Origin of the sequence: Methylobacterium gossipiicola (genome assembly GCF_900113485.1) — a bacterium.
Taxonomy (GTDB): Bacteria; Pseudomonadota; Alphaproteobacteria; order Rhizobiales; family Beijerinckiaceae; genus Methylobacterium; species Methylobacterium gossipiicola.
Genome location: NZ_FOPM01000019.1, coordinates 23,514 through 39,678, shown reverse-complemented (window position 1 = coordinate 39,678; position 16,165 = coordinate 23,514). Strand labels below are relative to the sequence as shown.

The following is a 16,165-nucleotide window of genomic DNA, read 5'->3' as shown; positions in this document are numbered from 1 at the left end:
TTGTTTGGGGGGCTTCGCCGTGGCGAGCGGGTCGTTACTCCGCCACCGGTGCGGCGCCGGGCTCGGCCAGGGCCGTCGTCGTGGCGACATCGCCGGCCTGGGCCTCGACCACGGCGGCGGCGGTGATGTTGACGATGCCGCGCGCCGTCACCGAAGGCGACAGGATGTGGGCGGGCTTGGCCGGGCCGATGAGCAGCGGCCCCACCGGCAGGGCGTCGGCCAGCACCTTGGCGAACTGGAACGCGATGTTGGCCGCATCGAGGTTCGGCAGGATCAGCACATTGGCCGAGCCCTTGAGGTAGGAACTCGGCATCACCCGGTCGCGGATGAGCTCGGACAGGGCCGTGTCGGCCTGCATCTCGCCGTCGACCTGCAGGTCCGGGGCGCGGGTCCGGATGAGGCCCAGCGCCGAGCGCATCTTGAGGGACGAGCGCGAATCCGACTGGCCGAAATCCGAGTGGCTGAGCAGGGCGATCTTCGGGGTGAGGCCGAAGCGACGCACGTGCTCGGCGCAGGCCACCGCCACGTCGGCGATCTCTTCCGCCGAGGGATCGGGCCGCACGTGGGTGTCGGCGAGGAAGTAGGCGCCCTTCTTCGTGACGATGAGGCTCATGGCGGCGAAATCGAGGACGCCCGGCGCCATGCCGATCACGTCGCGGATCACCCGCAGGCGGGTCTCGAACCGGCCCTCCAGGCCGCAGATCAGGGCATCGGCCTCGCCCCGGCGCACGGCGATGGCGCCGATCACCGTGGTGTTGGTCCGCACCAGGGTGCGGGCGGCATCGGGGGTGATGCCGCGCCGGCCCGCGACGTCGAGGTAGGTGGCGACGTAGTCGCGGTAGCGCGGATCGTCCTCGGGATCGATGAGGTCGAAGTGCTCGCCCTGGCGCAGGGTGAGGCCGAAGCGCTTGATCCGGGTCTCGATGACGCGGGGGCGGCCCACCAGGATCGGCCGGGCCACCCGGTCCTCTGTGAGAGCCTGGGCGGCGCGCAGGACGCGCTCGTCCTCACCTTCGGAGTAGATGACGCGCTTCGGGCACTCCTTCGCCTTGGAGAAGATCGGCTTCATGATGAAGCCGGAGCGGTGCACGAACCGGTCGAGGCTGTCGGCATAGGCCTGGAGGTTCTCCAGGGGCCGGCCGGCCACGCCCGAGTCCATGGCGGCCTGGGCCACCGCTGGGGCGATGCGCAGGATCAGGCGCGGATCGAACGGGCTCGGGATCAGGGAGCGCGGGCCGAACGGCCGGGCCTCGCCGCCATAGGCGCGGGCCACCACGTCCGAGGGCGTCTCGCGGGCCAGCGCCGCGATGGCCTTCACGGCGGCCTGCTTCATCTCCTCGTTGATCGAGGTGGCGCCGACATCGAGCGCTCCCCGGAAGATGTAGGGGAAGCACAGGACGTTGTTGACCTGGTTGGGGAAGTCCGAGCGCCCGGTGCAGATCATCGCGTCGGGGCGTTTCTCCTGGGCGAGATCGGGCATGATCTCGGGGTAGGGGTTGGCCAGCGCCATGATAAGCGGATTGGGGGCCATCTTCTCGAGGTATTCGGGCTTGAGCACCCCGCCGGCCGAGAGGCCGATGAACACGTCGGCCCCCGGAATGACCTCCGCGAGGGTACGGGCCTCCGTCTCCTTCGCGTAGACGTCCTTCCACCGGTCCATGAGCTCGGCGCGGCCCTTGTAGACCACGCCCTTGATGTCGGTGACGGTGATGTTCTCGACCTTCGCGCCGAGGGAGACGAGGAGGTTGAGGCAGGCGAGCGCCGCCGCACCCGCGCCCGACGTGACGATGCGGACGTCTGCGAGCTGCTTGCCGGAGAGTTCGAGGGCGTTGAGGACGGCCGCCGCCACGATGATGGCGGTGCCGTGCTGGTCGTCATGGAAGACCGGGATGTTCATCCGCGCCCGGCACTGCTCCTCGACCTCGAAGCACTCGGGAGCCTTGATGTCCTCGAGGTTGATGCCGCCGAAGGTCGGCTCCAGGGCACAGACCACGTCGACGAGCTTGCTCACGTCGTTCTGATCGACTTCGATGTCGAACACGTCGATGCCGGCGAACTTCTTGAACAGGACCGCCTTGCCCTCCATCACGGGCTTCGAGGCCAGGGGGCCGATGTTGCCGAGGCCCAGCACCGCCGTGCCGTTGGTGAGGACGGCGACGAGGTTCTGGCGGATGGTGAGGGTGGCGGCTTCCTGCGGATCGGCCGCGATGGCCTCGCAGGCGGCGGCGACGCCGGGGGAATAGGCCAGGGCGAGGTCGCGCTGGTTGCCGAGCGGCTTGGTGGCCTGGATCTCGAGCTTTCCGGGGCGTGGCAGGCGGTGGTAGACGAGTGCCCCGGACTTGAGATCGTCGGACATGTTGTCGCCCATGGGCCTCACTCCCTGGAAGTCGCGCCGCTCGCGCGTTGCAGCACCGTTCCGGTGGGAGCCGGGGTGCCTCGGTTGAAAGCTCTGTTGCACCGCCTGCGGAGTGGGCGCAACCCGAGCAACGAGACCCGGATTCACCTTGCCCGGCAGGCGCGAAAACACGGATTCTCCATCGGCGCTTACTCTTATGGACGTCCGAAGGTGCGGTTTCCCGAATCCGGGCGACGGCTGACGATCGGGCGGTTTTGTTCCATCGCCGACAAGGTCGAGATCCTGCTCGGCGGTGGCCACCGCCTCGACTGGGTTTCGACCTATCCGTTCGCCGCCCTGCCGGGCCTGTGGCCCGGGGTCGACGCGCCGGGCGATTACCACGCCTCGCGCGGCGACGTCGTCATCGGCTCCGATGTTTGGCTCGGGTCGGGGTGTCTCATCCTGTCGGGTGTCACCATCGGCCACGGCGCCGTGGTGGCGGCCCACGCGGTGGTGAGCCGGGACGTGCCGGCCTATACCGTGGTGGCCGGTAACCCCGCCCGGGTGGTCCGCCACCGCTTCGACCCCGAAACCGTGGCAGCGCTCCTCGACACCGCGTGGTGGGACCGGCCGCACGCAACGGTGGCGGGCCTCGTGCCCCTGCTCCAGAGCGGGCGCACGGACGACCTGATCGCGGCGCTACGGGCCCTCGACGTTGCGGGCGGCGCCTGAATCCCTTAACCGCTTTCCCCTTCGAACCCATCGACAGGGCCGACCGACGATGTCCGACACGCTTCCCGACCGCCTCGCCGTGAACCCGAACAGCCCGTTCTACGACGAGAAGCTCCTCGAACGCGGCATCGGCATCCGCTTCAAGGGCGTCGAGAAGACCAACGTCGAGGAATACTGCGTCAGCGAGGGCTGGGTGCGCCTCTCCGCCGGCAAGACCCTGGACCGGGCCGGCAACCCCATGACGGTGAAGCTGAAGGGCCCGGTCGAGCCGTATTTTCGCGATGAGCCGGCCGAGGGCTGAGGGTGCCCGGGCGGGCTAGTCGCCTGCCTCGCGGGTTCGCCGTGCTCCGGCGAAATTCCGCAGGGCCTGTTCCACAAGGGCATCCACGCTGCGCTCCGTCTGCGGCATGCGGATAACCAGGCTCACGATGGCGTCGGGGTGGTTCTTGCGCTGCTTCGGCGTGCGGGCGTGGTTGGAGACGCGCAGGGCAAAGGCGCAGCCCTCGGGCCTGAGGTAGTGGCTGTCGCCCCGGGTGTTGCTGGCGATCACCGTGAAGCCGTGTGCGACGATGCGGGCTACCGCCTGGGCCAGGGCTGCCTGTGGGGAGAGGGCGCTCACGATGGGGCCACCCGACGCTGCCGCGCGCGCGGCATCCGCGCCTTGAGTCGCAGGGCCGGCCGCTCGACGGCGATCCAGGACACCAGCGCCACGAAGCCCGTGAGGGCCAGGGCGATGGGCAGGAGCAGCCAGGGCGAGGCCCCCGGCAGTCCGGATTGCAGGCTCTGCTGAATCGGCCAACCGTAGAGGTAGATGCCGTAGGAGAGATCGGCGCGGGGCTCGAAGGCTGGGCGGGCGAGGGCCGGGCTCAGGGCCAGCCAGATCGCTCCGTAGGCCTCGGCGAGGCAGAGGAGCGGTCGATACGGGGGCGTCCCCTGAAACAGGGCTGCGGCGAGGGCCAGGACGGCCAGCGGCCAGACCCGGTGTCGCAGGCGGTCGCGCCAGAGATAGAGGGCCGCGCCGGAGGTGAACAGCAGGGCCAGACGAACGCGCGTCTGCGCGCCTTCGGATAGGTCGGGATAGAGGAAGCCCGCCAGGGCGAAGCCGAGGGCGAGGGCCGCCACGAGAGCAAGGGCCGGGCCGGGCCGCAGCAGGCCCGCGAGACCGACGACGAGCAGACCGAGATAGCACAGCACCTCGTATTTCAGGGTCCAGACTGTGCCGAGCGGCATGCGGTAGGGGTTGTCGGCGAACACCCCCGGCAGCGGGATGTTGCTCTTGAAGCGGGTGAGCGTTTCGCCGATGAATCGCCACGGGCCGGGATCGGCGAAATAGGCTCCGACGGGTAGGCGAGTGAGGGCGGGGCCAAGGACGAGGGCGATCATCAGGGTCGCCACGAAGACGCCCGGTAGGATGCGAAGGGCGCGGGCGACGGCATAGGCGCGGGGGCCGCGCCGCTCCAGGCTCATGACGACGAGGAAGCCCGAGACCGCGAAGAACCCGTTCACCGCGTGGGCTCCGAGGGAATAGCCCGTCGCTCGCGCCAGGGGTTCATTGAGGCGATCGCCGCTGCCGACGCTGAAGGCATGCGAGACCACCACCGCCACCGCCAGGACGAGGCGCAGGGCGGAGAAGCCGTTGTGAGGCCGGTCGAGGGCCTGCCCGAAGGTCGGCGCGCTCACGGCCGCCCCTCGCGGGCCAAGCCCTCGCGGGCCAAAGCCGTGTGGCCACGCAGGGCGGCGAGGGCCCCTGCGGCCGAACCGCCGTAGCGCTCCCACAGGGGGCGATGGCGGATGAGGCGCGCCAGCGCCGCCTTCGGCATGTTCACGGCGAGCATGCCGGGACTCGGATCGGGCAGGCCGTATTTCCGCGCGACGTAGGCCCGCGACCAGGCCTGATGCCAGCGGGTGCGGAACACCCGGCCGGGTTCCGGCGTCGACGAGCGCCCGCGCCCGTGCAAGGCTTCCGCCCCGTGGACATGCACGAGGGCGTGGCCCGCATCCGCCACCCGCCGGCAGAGGTCGTCGTCCTCGTAGAACAGGAACAGGTTCGGGTCGAAGCCGCCGAGCGCCAGGAACAGGTCGCGGCGGATCATCAGGCAGGCGCCGGACAGGAACGGCGCGCAGGCATCGCCCTCGGGCAGGGCGCGCTTGCCCTTCGGGTTGGTGAGATAGGGGGCGAGGAGCGAGCGCGGCTGGTAGAAGAACCGCCCGTCCAGCTCCGTGAGGCGTGGGGCGAGCAGCCCCGCATCGGGATAGGCGCGGGCGGCGGCGAGCAGGGCATCGACGGCGCCGGGGCGCAGGGTCACGTCGGGGTTGAGGATGAGGACCCGCTCGGCTTGGGATGCGGCGGCGACGCCCCGGTTGTTGGCCCGCCCGTAGCCCTCGTTGCGGGGCATCCGCACCACGTGCGTGCCCGCCGCCTCGGCCACCGCCACGGACGTGTCCCGGCTGGCATTGTCGACGACGAGGGCCGGTACGTGCTCGGCGGCGAGCGCCGCGAGGCAGCCGGGCAGGGCCTCCGCGCTGTCATGGGTGACGACGATGGCGACGAGACTCGGCACGGCTCGGCGTCTCCTGTGCGGCCTCGAAGGAGGTTCCAGGGAGCGCGGCGGTGTCTCGGGCATCCGCCGCGCTTTGAGCACCTCAGGACGAGGCCCTGCCTGGAATGTTCTTCCCCGCCTCCCGTCGGACAGGAGGCGAGAAGAGTCTGCCCTCAGGCGTTCTTCTCGGGCAGGTTCAGGCGGATGTGAAGTTCGCGCAGCTGCTTCGGGGTCGCCTCGGCGGGGGCGCCCATCATCAGATCCTCGGCGCGCTGGTTCATGGGAAATAGCACCACCTCGCGCAGGTTCTGCTCGCCGCAGAGCAGCATGACGATGCGGTCGATACCCGGAGCGATGCCGCCGTGCGGGGGGGCGCCGAGCTTCAGGGCGTTGAGCATGCCGCCGAACTTCTCCTCCAGCACCTCCTGGCCGTAGCCGGCCAGACCGAAGGCCTTCTCCATCACCTCGGGGCGATGGTTGCGGATGGCGCCCGACGACAGTTCGGTGCCGTTGCAGACGATGTCGTACTGGAACGCCTTGATGCCGAGAATCGTCGTCTCGTCCGCCGGGTCGAGGGCAAGGAACGCCTCGCGGTCGAAGTTCGGCATCGAGAACGGGTTGTGGGAGAAGTCGATCTTCTTGTCGTCCTCGTTCCACTCGTACATCGGGAAGTCGGTGATCCAGCAGAACGCGAACTGATCCTTGTCGGAGAGGTTCAGTTCGTCGGCGATGCGGTTGCGGGCCTTGCCGGCCAGGGCCGCCGCTTTGGCCTCGGTGCCGGCGGAGAAGAACACCGCGTCGCCCGCCTTCGTGCCCGTGGTCTCGGCGATGAGCGCCTGCACCTCGGCCGGGATGAACTTGGCGATGGGACCCTTGCCGGTCAGCACGCCGTCGACATCCTCGAACACGATGTAGCCGAGGCCGGGGGCGCCTTCGGAGCGGGCGAAGTCGTTGAGCTTGTCGAAGAACGAGCGCGGCTGCGTGGCGGCGCCCGTGGCGGGGATCGCCCGCACCACGCCGCCCGACGCGATCACGCCCTTGAACGCCTTGAACGCCACGTCCTCGCGGGCGAACGCATCGGTCACGTCGGCGATGATCAGGGGGTTGCGCAGGTCCGGCTTGTCGACGCCGTATTTCAGCATCGCCTCGGCGTAGGGGATGCGCGGGAACTCTTGCGTGACGCGCTTGCCGTCGGCGAATTCCTCGAAGACGCTGCGCAGCACCGGCTCGACGGACTGGAATACGTCTTCCTGCGTGACGAAGCTCATCTCGATATCGAGCTGGTAGAACTCGCCCGGGCTCCGGTCGGCGCGGGCATCCTCATCGCGAAAACATGGCGCGATCTGGAAGTAGCGGTCGAAGCCGGCGATCATCGTCAGCTGCTTGAACTGCTGCGGCGCCTGCGGCAGGGCGTAGAACTTACCCGGGTGGACGCGGGACGGCACGAGGTAGTCGCGCGCGCCCTCCGGAGAGGACGCCGTGAGGATCGGGGTCTGGAACTCGAAGAACCCGCCCTCGCGCATGCGGCGGCGGAGCGAATCGATGATCGCGCCGCGCTTCATGATGTTGGCGTGCAGCTTGTCGCGGCGGAGATCCAGGAAGCGGTACTTCAGCCGCGTCTCCTCGGGATATTCTTGGTCGCCGAACACCGGCACCGGCAACTCACCGGCCGGACCCAGCACCTCGATCTCGTCGATGTAGACCTCGACGGTGCCGGTGGGCAGGTCCGCGTTCTCGGTGCCGGCGGGCCGGGTGCGCACGCGGCCGTCGATGCGGATCACCCACTCGGAGCGGGCGAGGTTCGCGGCCTGGAAGGCCTTCGAGTCCGAATCCACCACGCACTGGGTGCGGCCGTAATGATCGCGCAGGTCGATGAACAGCACGCCGCCATGGTCGCGGATGCGGTGGCACCAGCCCGAGAGGCGGACGGTCTGGCCGACGTCCGAGGGGCGCAGCGCCCCGCAGGTGTGGGTCCGGTAACGGTGCATGGCGGGCTGTTGCATCACGGGCTCTTGGGATTGAGCGCCGCACCATTCACGCGGGGGGAGCGAAGTCAAGGCGAACGCGCATACGGCGGGTCGCCTGCAGCCCGCGCGGCATCCACTTCGTTTCGGTGTTCCGATCTCGCGCGCGGCGTCAACCTCCGATATAGCCGATTTTCATGGACCTGATCTCGACCACGCCGGCGCTGGCCGATGCCTGCGCCCGTTTCGCCGCGCAACCCTTCGTCACCGTCGACACGGAGTTCATGCGCGAGACGACCTATTATCCCAAGCTCTGCCTCATCCAGATGGCGGGACCGGACGGATCGGGTGCGCTCGTCGATCCCCTGGCCCCCGGCCTCGATCTGGCGCCGTTCTTCGCCCTGATGGCCGACGAGGGCGTGGTGAAGGTGTTCCACTCCGCGCGGCAGGATCTCGAGATCATCTGGCTGCTCGGTGGCCTGCTGCCGCAGCCGTTCTTCGACACACAGGTGGCCGCCATGGTGTGCGGCTACGGTGATTCGGTCTCCTACGAACAACTCGTCAACGACGTCGCCAAGGCCAAGATCGACAAGTCCTCGCGCTTCACCGACTGGTCGCGCCGGCCGCTCTCCGACGCGCAGCTCTCCTACGCCCTGTCCGACGTCACCCACCTCGTGAAGGTCTACGAAGTGCTGGCGGGCCAGCTCCTCTCCACCGACCGGGGCGAGTGGCTCGACGAGGAGATGAGCGTGCTCACCTCGCCCGAGACCTACCGGGCCGATCCGTCCTCGGCCTGGCGGCGCCTCGCCGGTCGGATGCGCAAGCCCCGCGAGATCGCCGTGCTCATCGAGGTCGCCGCCTGGCGCGAGCGCGAGGCCCAGAGCCGCAACGTGCCGCGCGGGCGCATCCTTAAGGACGAGGCGGTGATCGACGTCGCCACCGCCGCCCCCCGCAGCGTCGAGGCCCTGGGGCGCCTGCGCTCGATTCCCGCCGGCTTCGAGCGCTCTCGCACGGGCACCGACATCCTGGCGGCGGTGGAGCGGGGCTTCGCCCGCGATCTCGCCGACATCGCCTTGCCGGAGCGCAGCCGCGGCCGCGGCGGCAACGGGGCGCTCGTCGAACTCCTCAAGGTGCTGCTGAAAGCCGTGTGCGAGACCGAAGGCGTCGCCCCGAAGATCATCGCCTCCGTGGACGACCTCGAAGCCATCGCGGACGACGACGCGGCGGACGTACCGGTGTTGCACGGCTGGCGCCGGGCTATATTCGGCGAGAAGGCGCTGGCCCTCAAGGCCGGCCGCCTCGCCCTCTCGGCCGAGCGTGGCCGGGTCGTAGTCCGCGAACTGAATTAAGAGCCGCCGGGGAGCACGCGGTGGAGCTGAAATGGCTGGAGGATTTCCTCAGCCTCGCCGAGACCCGCAGCTTCTCCCGCTCGGCCGAGGCGCGCCACGTCACGCAATCGGCCTTCAGCCGCCGCATCCAGGCCCTGGAGCTTTGGCTCGGCGTCGGCCTCATCGACCGCAGCACCTATCCGACTAACCTGACGCCGGCGGGCCGGCGCTTCCGCGAGACCGCGGAGGAGACCGTGCGGATGCTGCACGCGAGCCGCTTCGACCTGCGCGCCGGCACTGGAACCGGCGGGGCCGTGGTGAGCGTCGCCGCCCTGCACACCCTGTCGCTCGCGTTCTTTCCCGCTTGGTTCCGGGGCATCGAAGCCCGCACCGGCCCCCTCGGGACGCGCTTGCTGGCGGGGGATTTTCACGATTGCCTCCAGGCGCTGGCCGAGGGCGCCTACGATTTCCTCCTCACCTTCCACCACCCGAGCGTGCCGATCCTCCTCGATCCGGACCTCTATCCCCATCGCGTGATCGGGTGTGACGCCCTGGTGGCCGTGCACAGTCCGGCTTGCCCGGACGCACCGATGCCGCGCCTGGCCTACGCGCCCGATACCTTCCTCGGGCGCGTGAGCCTGTTCGCGGAGGCGAAGGGCGAGGGTCCGTCGGGGCGTGTCGCCCACGTCAACGCCATGGCGGAGGCCCTGAAGGCCATGGCGCTGGAGGGGCACGGCCTCGCCCGGGTTCCGCGCAGCCTCGTCAGCCGCGACCTCACCGACGGCCGGCTGGTGGCGACGGGGGCGGACGTGCCCCTGGAGATCCGACTCTACCGCAACCGCGCCCGGACCCGCGCCGCCGTCGAGGCGGTGTGGGCGGCCGCCGAACCTTATGCGGCCTCCGCATAAGGCGTTCCGACACGGCATTGGCCCTGAAGCGCAGGCCGCGTCATGTCTGGCGCCGCGACGGAGCGGAGGGGACGCGATGCTGGGGATCCTGGGCGGCATGGGGCCGATGGCCACGGTGGACTTCATGCGCAAGCTCGTGGAAGCGACCCCGGCCGGGCGCGACCAGGACCATCCCGGCGCCCTGGTGCTGCAGGCCTCCGACATCCCCGACCGGACGCGGGCGATCCTCGACGGCGGCCCCGATCCCCTGCCGGCCATGCTGGCGGGCCTGCGCCGGCTGGAGGCGGCCGGCGCCACGCGCATCGCGATTCCCTGCAACACCGCCCACCATTGGCACGGCGCGCTCCAGGCCCGCACGGCTCTCCCGATCCTCCACATCGTGGATGCGGTTGCTGGAAAGCTGCTCGACAGGGGATATCGCGGCGGTCCAATCGGGGTTCTGGCGACGACCGGGACTTTGCAAGCCGGCATCTATACCGGGCGCCTCGCCCGCCACGGCTTCACCTGCGTGGCTCCCGTCGATCAGGCGGCGGTGATGCGGGCGATCCGCCTCGTGAAGGCCGGCGGGGTGGCGGAGGCCGGCGCCACCTTGCGCGATCAGGCGCGCGGGCTGATCGCGGCGGGATGCCGGCAGGTGGTGCTCGCCTGCACGGAGATTCCCCTCGCTCTCCCGGCATCGGACGAAGCGTTCGGAGTCGCCCTCCTCGATGCGACCCAGGCCCTTGCGGAAGCCTGCGTCGCGGGCACACCCGCGCGCCTCGCCGCGTAGCCGCTTTCATGCGAACTCCGTTTGATTCCTTCGGAATGGCGGAGTGCGGCTTCGCTCAGGTGCCGCGCGGGCTTGCCGATCCAGCGGACGCTGGATCAGTTCGCCTTGGCGTCGACGGTGAGGCGGTCGAGGACCGCCGCCGGGGTCGGGGCCGCGCTGAATTCGAGCATGCCGATCCCGGTGCCGTTCTTGGGGCGGATGTGCAGCGACAGGCTTCCGGGCTTGGCCACGAACTGGCTCATGGCCGTGCCAATGGCCTTGGCGCCCGCCGCGTTGCCGAGGATCGCCGGGACGCCGTAGAGGCTCGCCGTGGCGTATTCCTGCTTCAGCTCTTCGGGCTTGAGGCTGAGCACCTTCGACTGCGCTGCGATGAAGCGCTCGAACAGGCCGGTATTCTCGATCGTCACGTCGAGGGCCTTGGCGGTGGCCGACAACATGGCGAAGCCCGAGACGCCGGGATCGGTGTCGAACACCTCCGGGCCGATGCCGCCGAGCAGGCCGTTGATCCGCACCGTGCCCATGTCCTTGCCGGAAATCGAGATTTCCCCGAACTTCAGCTCCTTGGTGGCCGCGTCCCAGCTGGTGTCCGCCACCGCCGTGAGGTCGAGGTCGCCGTAGCCGTAGAGGCCCAGCGAGCCGAGGCCCGGGATGCCGGCAACGGCGGAAGCCGGCAGGGTCAGGCCCGTGAGGTCGATCCGCCCGGCGGTGGGAACGCCGTCGCGGGGCGGGCCGAAATTCATCGCGGCCGTGCGCAGGCCGATATGCATCGGCGCGGTTTTCCCTGCGGGATTTTGCACCAGCGGATCGGGCACGGCCGGATCGCGGGGCAGGTCGAGGCTGAGATCCGACAGGCTCAAGGTGCCGATCGTCGGGGTCAGCAGGCGCAGGTCGTCGTCCGTGGCGTCGGGCTTCGCCGCGAAGGTGCGCAGGGCCGCGATGGTGGGGGCGAGGGAGAAGCCGTTGAGGGACAGGCGCGCCACCTTCGCGGTGACGCCGCCGCTCGTGAGGGTGATGTCCTCGAGGCTCGCCTCCGATCCCCCGCTACGGATGCGGGCGATGCCAAGGTCGAGGGGGGACGGCCCCTTGGTGTGCTGCACGCTGAGGCCCGTGGCCTCGAAGCTGCCGAGCGTCACGGCTTCGGCGAGGTCCGCCGCCGTGGCCGAAGCCTTGGCGCGGGTGGCCGGCGGCGCTTCGGCGAGGCCGGGTGCTGTGAGAGTCGCGAGGGCGCCGGCCCAGCCGCCGGGAACCGGGCGCGCGCTGAGGTCGCGCCCCTGGATGCGGGCGAACTTCACCGCCGTGCCGTTCGTGTCGACAAAGGCGAGATCCGACAGGGAGAAGGCGCCGTAGATCCGCTGCAGGGCACCCTTGCCGTCGCCCGATTCGGCGTAGAGGCGGGCAAGCGCCGTGAGGTCGAGGTCGGTGGCCTGGAGCGGACCGTAGGAGCCGGCACCCTTGCGCTCCCCCTCCACGGTGAGAATCGCCCCCGTGGCGGTGAGGTCGGCGATCCGGCCGGCACGCACGTCCTTGGCGATCACGTTGCTGTAGGTCACGCTGTCGCGCGTTCCCTTGACTGCGCCTTCGAAGCGCAACTCCGGGATCACGAGGCTCGCGGCATCGAGCCGGGCGAGGCGGGCCGCCACGGGCTCGGGGCCGGGCCGGAGCAGGGCGAGGAGATCGTCCTTCGACAGGCGCGTCCCGCTCACCGTGACCCGCGGGGCTTTCAGCACCGTGTCGCCAAGCGGCAGGCTCACATCCGTGAGGGTCACGTCCTGGACGGCGGAGGCCGCCTCCTGCGCCCAAGCGACGCCTGACCGTTCGGGCAGACCGGCACCGAGGAGAACGAGCACGCAGGCCGAAGCGCCCGTCGCCCAACGCAGGAGGGGGCGACCTTTCGAGGGGATCATGGGGGGGTTTTCCGGATCGCTGGCGAACGGCGCTTCAGAGGGGAGGGCGCATCCGTGCCGCGTTTTCGCGCCCGTTGCAATCGCGGGCGCGTCGTCTTGGGGGCGTCTTGGGGGTGTCTTGGGCTTGGCCGTTACAGGGAGAACGATGTGCCGCAGCCGCAGGAGGCGGTGGCCAAGGGGTTCTCGATCTTGAACGACTGGCCGATGAGGTCGTTCACGAAATCGATGACCGCCCCGTTCATGTATTCGAGCGACATCGGGTCGACGAGGACCGTGGCGCCGTCGCGCTCGATGGCGATGTCGTCGGCGGCCCGTGCCCGCTCGATGTCGAAGGCGTAGGAGAAGCCCGAGCAGCCACCGCCGTTCACGCTGATCCGCAGGCTCGCGCCGGGCGGCTCGGCTCCCATGATCTCGTTGATGCGCTTCGCCGCGCGTGGGGTCAGGGTGATGTCGGCCATCGTGATGCTCGGGTCTCGTCGATTGCCAGAAGCGCTCGGGGACACAAGATAGGCGTGGCGGGCACCTGCCGCAACGCGGCGCAACCGGGGGACGATGTGCGGCAGAACGGTGAGCGCTGGCGGGCGCCCTACGCGACGAATCCGACCGCCACGCGCGGGCGCCTCATCGCCGAGGCGTCCTCGCCGACGCGCAGCGATTTCCAGCGCGACCGCGACCGCATCATCCACTCGTCCGCGTTTCGCCGCCTGAAGCACAAGACCCAGGTCTTCGTGCACCACGAGGGCGACCATTACCGCACCCGCCTCACCCATACCCTGGAGGTGAGCCAGATCGCCCGGGCGCTGGCGCGGGCGCTCGGCCTCGACGAGGATCTGGCCGAGGCCCTCGCCCTCAGCCACGATCTCGGTCACACCTGCTTCGGCCATACGGGCGAGGACGCCCTCGATGCCCTGATGCAGGCCCATGGCGGGTTCGACCACAACGCACAGGCCCTGCGCATCGTCACCCGCCTGGAGCGGCGCTATGCCGGCTTCGACGGGCTGAACCTCGCCTGGGAGACCCTGGAGGGGCTGGTCAAGCACAACGGCCCCCTGCTGGAGGCCGACGGCACGCCGACCCCGCGCTGGGCGGCGCGCGGCATCCCGGTGGCGATCCTCGAATACAACGCCCTGAACGACCTCGAACTCGCCCGCTTCGCCGGGCCGGAGGCGCAGGCGGCGGCGCTGGCCGACGACATCGCCTATGACAGCCACGACCTCGACGACGGCCTGCGGGCCGGCCTGTTCGACCTCGCCGACCTCGACGCTGTGCCGTTCCTCGCCGACATCCTGGCGGAGATCGACGAACTCCATCCCAACCTCGACCCATCGCGAAAAATCCACGAACTGGCGCGGCGGGTGATCACCCGCTTCGTCGAGGACGTGATCGCCGAGAGCGGGCGCCGCATCGCCGCCCTGGCCCCGGACAACGTTGCCGCCGTTCGATCCGCGTCCGCCCCCGTCATCGCGTTCTCGCCGGCCATCGCGGCGGCGGACCGGGCGATCAAGACCTTCCTGTTCGCCCGCATGTACCGCCATCCCGGCGTGCTGGCCGTGCGGGCCCGGGCCGACATCATCGTCGCCGACCTGTTCGCCCGCTTCACCACCGAGCCGGCGGCGATGCCGGAGGAATGGTCGGCCGGCCTTGCTGGGGCGGAGGAGGACCGCGTCGCCCGCCGGGTCGCCGACTACATCGCCGGGATGACCGACACCTACGCCGTGCTCGCCCACAAGCGCCTGTTCGCCTCCACGCCCGATCTGCATTGGAGCCCGGAAAGCCGGGGGCTGCCGCTGGCCGAGCCGTGAGGGGGGGGCGACCGTGACACCCGTGTCCCCGGTTGATATGCCGACTTCTTGAGACGTGGGCCGTCGTGACGAGGCGGCCGTCGCGAGCGGAAACCGATCACCGATGAACATCTTCGCCACCTTCGAGGCGCGCGTGCGCGCCGCCGTGCAGGGTCTTGTCCGGGCCGGGCAACTGCCCGAGGGGCTCGACCTGTCGCGCGTGGTGGTGGAGCCGCCCCGCGACGCGAGCCATGGCGACCTCGCCACCAACGCCGCCCTGGTGCTGGCGAAGGAGGCGAAGACCAACCCGAAGGCGCTGGGCGAAGCCCTGGCGGCGGAGCTGCGGCGCGACCCGGACGTGGTCGAGGCTGGCGTCGCCGGCCCCGGCTTCATCAACCTGCGGCTGGCACCAAACCTGTTCCACGCTGTGGTGCGGGCGGCCCTGGCGCAGGGCGACGCCTACGGGCGCGGCAGGCCGGGGGAGGGAGACGCCAAGGGCAAGGTGAACATCGAGTACGTCTCGGCCAACCCGACGGGGCCGATGCATGTCGGCCATGGGCGCGGCGCGGTGTTCGGCGATGCCCTCGCCAACCTCCTCGCGGCCTCGGGCCGCGACGTGACGCGCGAATACTACATCAACGATGCCGGCGCGCAGGTGGACGTGCTGGCCCGCTCCGCGCATCTTCGCTATCGCGAGGCCCTCGGCGAGGCGGTCGGGCCGGTGCCGGACGGGCTGTATCCCGGCGACTACCTCGTCCCCGTCGGGCGTGCGCTGGCCGAGACCTACGGCCGCACCCTTCTGGAGCAGCCCGAGGCCGAGTGGCTCCCCACCGTGCGGGCCTTCGCCATCGCGGCGATGATGGACTTGATCCGAGGCGACCTCGCGCGCCTCGGCATCCACCACGACGTGTTCTTCTCCGAAGCCACCCTGAAGGAGGCGGTGCCCGTCCTGCTGGCCGAGCTGCGCGAAAAGGGCCTCGTCTACGAGGGCCGCCTGCCGCCGCCGAAGGGCCAGCTGGCCGAGGATTGGGAGGACCGCGAGCAGACCCTGTTCCGCACCGTCGAGTTCGGCGACGATGTCGACCGGCCGCTCCTGAAGTCCGACGGCTCGTTCACCTACTTCGCGTCCGACATCGCCTATCACCGCGACAAGATCGCCCGCGGCGCCACGGACCTCATCGACGTACTCGGCGCCGACCATGGCGGCTACGTCAAGCGCATGCAGGCCGCCGTGAAGGCGGTGAGCGACGGCAAGGCCACCCTCGACGTCAAGCTCTGCCAGCTCGTACGGCTGTTGCGCGCGGGCGAACCCGTGAAGATGTCGAAGCGGGCCGGCGAGTTTATCACCCTCGCGGAGGTGGTGGACGAGGTCGGGCGCGACGCGATCCGCTTCATGATGCTCTATCGCAAGAACGACGCGACCCTGGATTTCGACCTCGCCAAGGTGGTGGAGCAGTCCAAGGACAACCCGGTCTTCTACGTCCAGTACGCTCATGCCCGCTGCGTCTCGGTGTTCCGTCAGGCCCGCGAGGCGATGCCGGCCGAGGACTTTTCCACGGACGGCCTGCTGCGCGACGCCGACCTGTCCCTCCTCACCGATTCGGGCGAAGCCGAGATCCTGCGCCTCATCGCCCAGTATCCCCGGGTGATCGAGGCGGCCGCCGCTGCCCACGAGCCGCACCGCGTGGCGTTCTACCTCTACGAGCTGGCTTCGTCGCTGCATGGTTTCTGGAACAAGGGCAAAGACTTGCCGCAATTACGGTTTGTTAATCCAACCGACCGAAACTCGACACGGGCACGATTGGCCCTCGTCGAGGCATTGCGGGGCGTGATCGCCTCCGGCCTCGCGGTGTTGGGCGTCACCGCGCCGGCCGAAATGCGGTGAGGTGATTGCGGCGTACATA

Annotated in this window: 14 protein-coding genes; 7 read left to right on the top strand and 7 right to left on the bottom strand. The window is 69.9% G+C overall.

The features are described from left to right. Nucleotides 1-34: 34 nt before the first annotated feature. Nucleotides 35-2,368 (bottom strand): NADP-dependent malic enzyme, encoded by a 2,334-nt coding sequence (locus BM249_RS15670; protein ID WP_091973650.1) that lies wholly within the window; start codon nucleotides 2,366-2,368, stop codon nucleotides 35-37. Between the two features lie 84 nt (nucleotides 2,369-2,452). On the opposite strand from BM249_RS15670, the gene BM249_RS15665 reads away from it, so the two are divergent. Continuing rightward, nucleotides 2,453-3,067, top strand: a complete 615-nt coding sequence (locus tag BM249_RS15665) for a CatB-related O-acetyltransferase (protein WP_091973647.1) — start codon at nucleotides 2,453-2,455, stop codon at nucleotides 3,065-3,067. 49 nt (nucleotides 3,068-3,116) lie between these two features. Beyond that, nucleotides 3,117-3,368: a DUF3297 family protein gene (locus BM249_RS15660; protein ID WP_091973644.1), complete on the top strand. Its 252-nt coding sequence runs from the start codon at nucleotides 3,117-3,119 to the stop codon at nucleotides 3,366-3,368. A gap of 15 nt (nucleotides 3,369-3,383) precedes the next feature. On the opposite strand, the gene BM249_RS15655 is transcribed toward BM249_RS15660, so the two are convergent. The 4 genes from BM249_RS15655 to aspS form a co-directional block, all read right to left on the bottom strand. Next, entirely contained in the window at nucleotides 3,384-3,686 is a 303-nt protein-coding gene (locus BM249_RS15655; RefSeq protein WP_091973641.1) for a hypothetical protein, read from the bottom strand. Next, on the bottom strand, nucleotides 3,683-4,747 hold the full coding sequence (locus BM249_RS15650) for an acyltransferase family protein (protein WP_091973638.1): 1,065 nt from the start codon (nucleotides 4,745-4,747) through the stop codon (nucleotides 3,683-3,685). Before BM249_RS15650 ends, BM249_RS15655 begins: the two co-directional genes overlap by 4 nt. After that, nucleotides 4,744-5,628 carry a glycosyltransferase family 2 protein gene (locus BM249_RS15645; RefSeq protein ID WP_244528800.1) on the bottom strand — a complete coding sequence of 295 codons (885 nt, stop codon included), beginning with the start codon at nucleotides 5,626-5,628 and terminating at the stop codon, nucleotides 4,744-4,746. The genes BM249_RS15650 and BM249_RS15645 overlap by 4 nt, the downstream gene beginning before the upstream one ends. A gap of 152 nt (nucleotides 5,629-5,780) precedes the next feature. Beyond that, nucleotides 5,781-7,595, bottom strand: a complete 1,815-nt coding sequence (aspS, locus tag BM249_RS15640) for an aspartate--tRNA ligase (RefSeq protein WP_091973761.1) — start codon at nucleotides 7,593-7,595, stop codon at nucleotides 5,781-5,783. A gap of 173 nt (nucleotides 7,596-7,768) precedes the next feature. On the opposite strand from aspS, the gene rnd reads away from it, so the two are divergent. From rnd to cuyB, 3 genes are all read left to right on the top strand, one after another. Continuing rightward, the gene (gene rnd / locus BM249_RS15635; protein ID WP_091973631.1) at nucleotides 7,769-8,920 is read left to right on the top strand and encodes a ribonuclease D; all 1,152 of its coding nucleotides are present in this window, start codon (nucleotides 7,769-7,771) and stop codon (nucleotides 8,918-8,920) included. A 20-nt stretch (nucleotides 8,921-8,940) separates the two neighbouring features. After that, nucleotides 8,941-9,807 (top strand): LysR family transcriptional regulator, encoded by an 867-nt coding sequence (locus BM249_RS15630; RefSeq protein ID WP_091973629.1) that lies wholly within the window; start codon nucleotides 8,941-8,943, stop codon nucleotides 9,805-9,807. Nucleotides 9,808-9,883: 76 nt separating this feature from the next. Beyond that, the gene (cuyB, locus tag BM249_RS15625) at nucleotides 9,884-10,576 is read left to right on the top strand and encodes a cysteate racemase (protein ID WP_091973626.1); all 693 of its coding nucleotides are present in this window, start codon (nucleotides 9,884-9,886) and stop codon (nucleotides 10,574-10,576) included. Nucleotides 10,577-10,671: 95 nt separating this feature from the next. Here the strand turns inward: cuyB and BM249_RS15620 are convergent, their stop codons facing one another. Together BM249_RS15620 and BM249_RS15615 are read right to left on the bottom strand one after the other, a co-directional pair. After that, entirely contained in the window at nucleotides 10,672-12,480 is a 1,809-nt protein-coding gene (locus BM249_RS15620; RefSeq protein WP_091973623.1) for a hypothetical protein, read from the bottom strand. A gap of 131 nt (nucleotides 12,481-12,611) precedes the next feature. Next, nucleotides 12,612-12,938 (bottom strand): HesB/IscA family protein, encoded by a 327-nt coding sequence (locus BM249_RS15615; RefSeq protein ID WP_091973621.1) that lies wholly within the window; start codon nucleotides 12,936-12,938, stop codon nucleotides 12,612-12,614. 96 nt (nucleotides 12,939-13,034) lie between these two features. Between BM249_RS15615 and BM249_RS15610 the strand changes: the two genes are divergently transcribed. Both BM249_RS15610 and argS read left to right on the top strand, forming a co-directional pair. Beyond that, the gene (locus tag BM249_RS15610; protein WP_091973758.1) at nucleotides 13,035-14,282 is read left to right on the top strand and encodes a deoxyguanosinetriphosphate triphosphohydrolase; all 1,248 of its coding nucleotides are present in this window, start codon (nucleotides 13,035-13,037) and stop codon (nucleotides 14,280-14,282) included. Nucleotides 14,283-14,385: 103 nt separating this feature from the next. After that, nucleotides 14,386-16,146 (top strand): arginine--tRNA ligase, encoded by a 1,761-nt coding sequence (gene argS, locus BM249_RS15605; RefSeq protein ID WP_091973618.1) that lies wholly within the window; start codon nucleotides 14,386-14,388, stop codon nucleotides 16,144-16,146. The last annotated feature ends 19 nt before the right edge of the window (nucleotides 16,147-16,165 follow it).

Bases quoted from the DNA above. Each gene is read 5' to 3' on its own strand.
- BM249_RS15660 (WP_091973644.1), top strand. From the start codon at position 3,117: ATGTCCGACACGCTTCCCGACCGCCTCGCCGTGAACCCGAACAGCCCG.
- cuyB (WP_091973626.1), top strand. From the start codon at position 9,884: ATGCTGGGGATCCTGGGCGGCATGGGGCCGATGGCCACGGTGGACTTC.
- aspS (WP_091973761.1), bottom strand. From the start codon at position 7,595: ATGCACCGTTACCGGACCCACACCTGCGGGGCGCTGCGCCCCTCGGAC.
- rnd (WP_091973631.1), top strand. From the start codon at position 7,769: ATGGACCTGATCTCGACCACGCCGGCGCTGGCCGATGCCTGCGCCCGT.
- argS (WP_091973618.1), top strand. From the start codon at position 14,386: ATGAACATCTTCGCCACCTTCGAGGCGCGCGTGCGCGCCGCCGTGCAG.
- BM249_RS15620 (WP_091973623.1), bottom strand. From the start codon at position 12,480: ATGATCCCCTCGAAAGGTCGCCCCCTCCTGCGTTGGGCGACGGGCGCT.
- BM249_RS15670 (WP_091973650.1), bottom strand. From the start codon at position 2,368: ATGGGCGACAACATGTCCGACGATCTCAAGTCCGGGGCACTCGTCTAC.
- BM249_RS15615 (WP_091973621.1), bottom strand. From the start codon at position 12,938: ATGGCCGACATCACCCTGACCCCACGCGCGGCGAAGCGCATCAACGAG.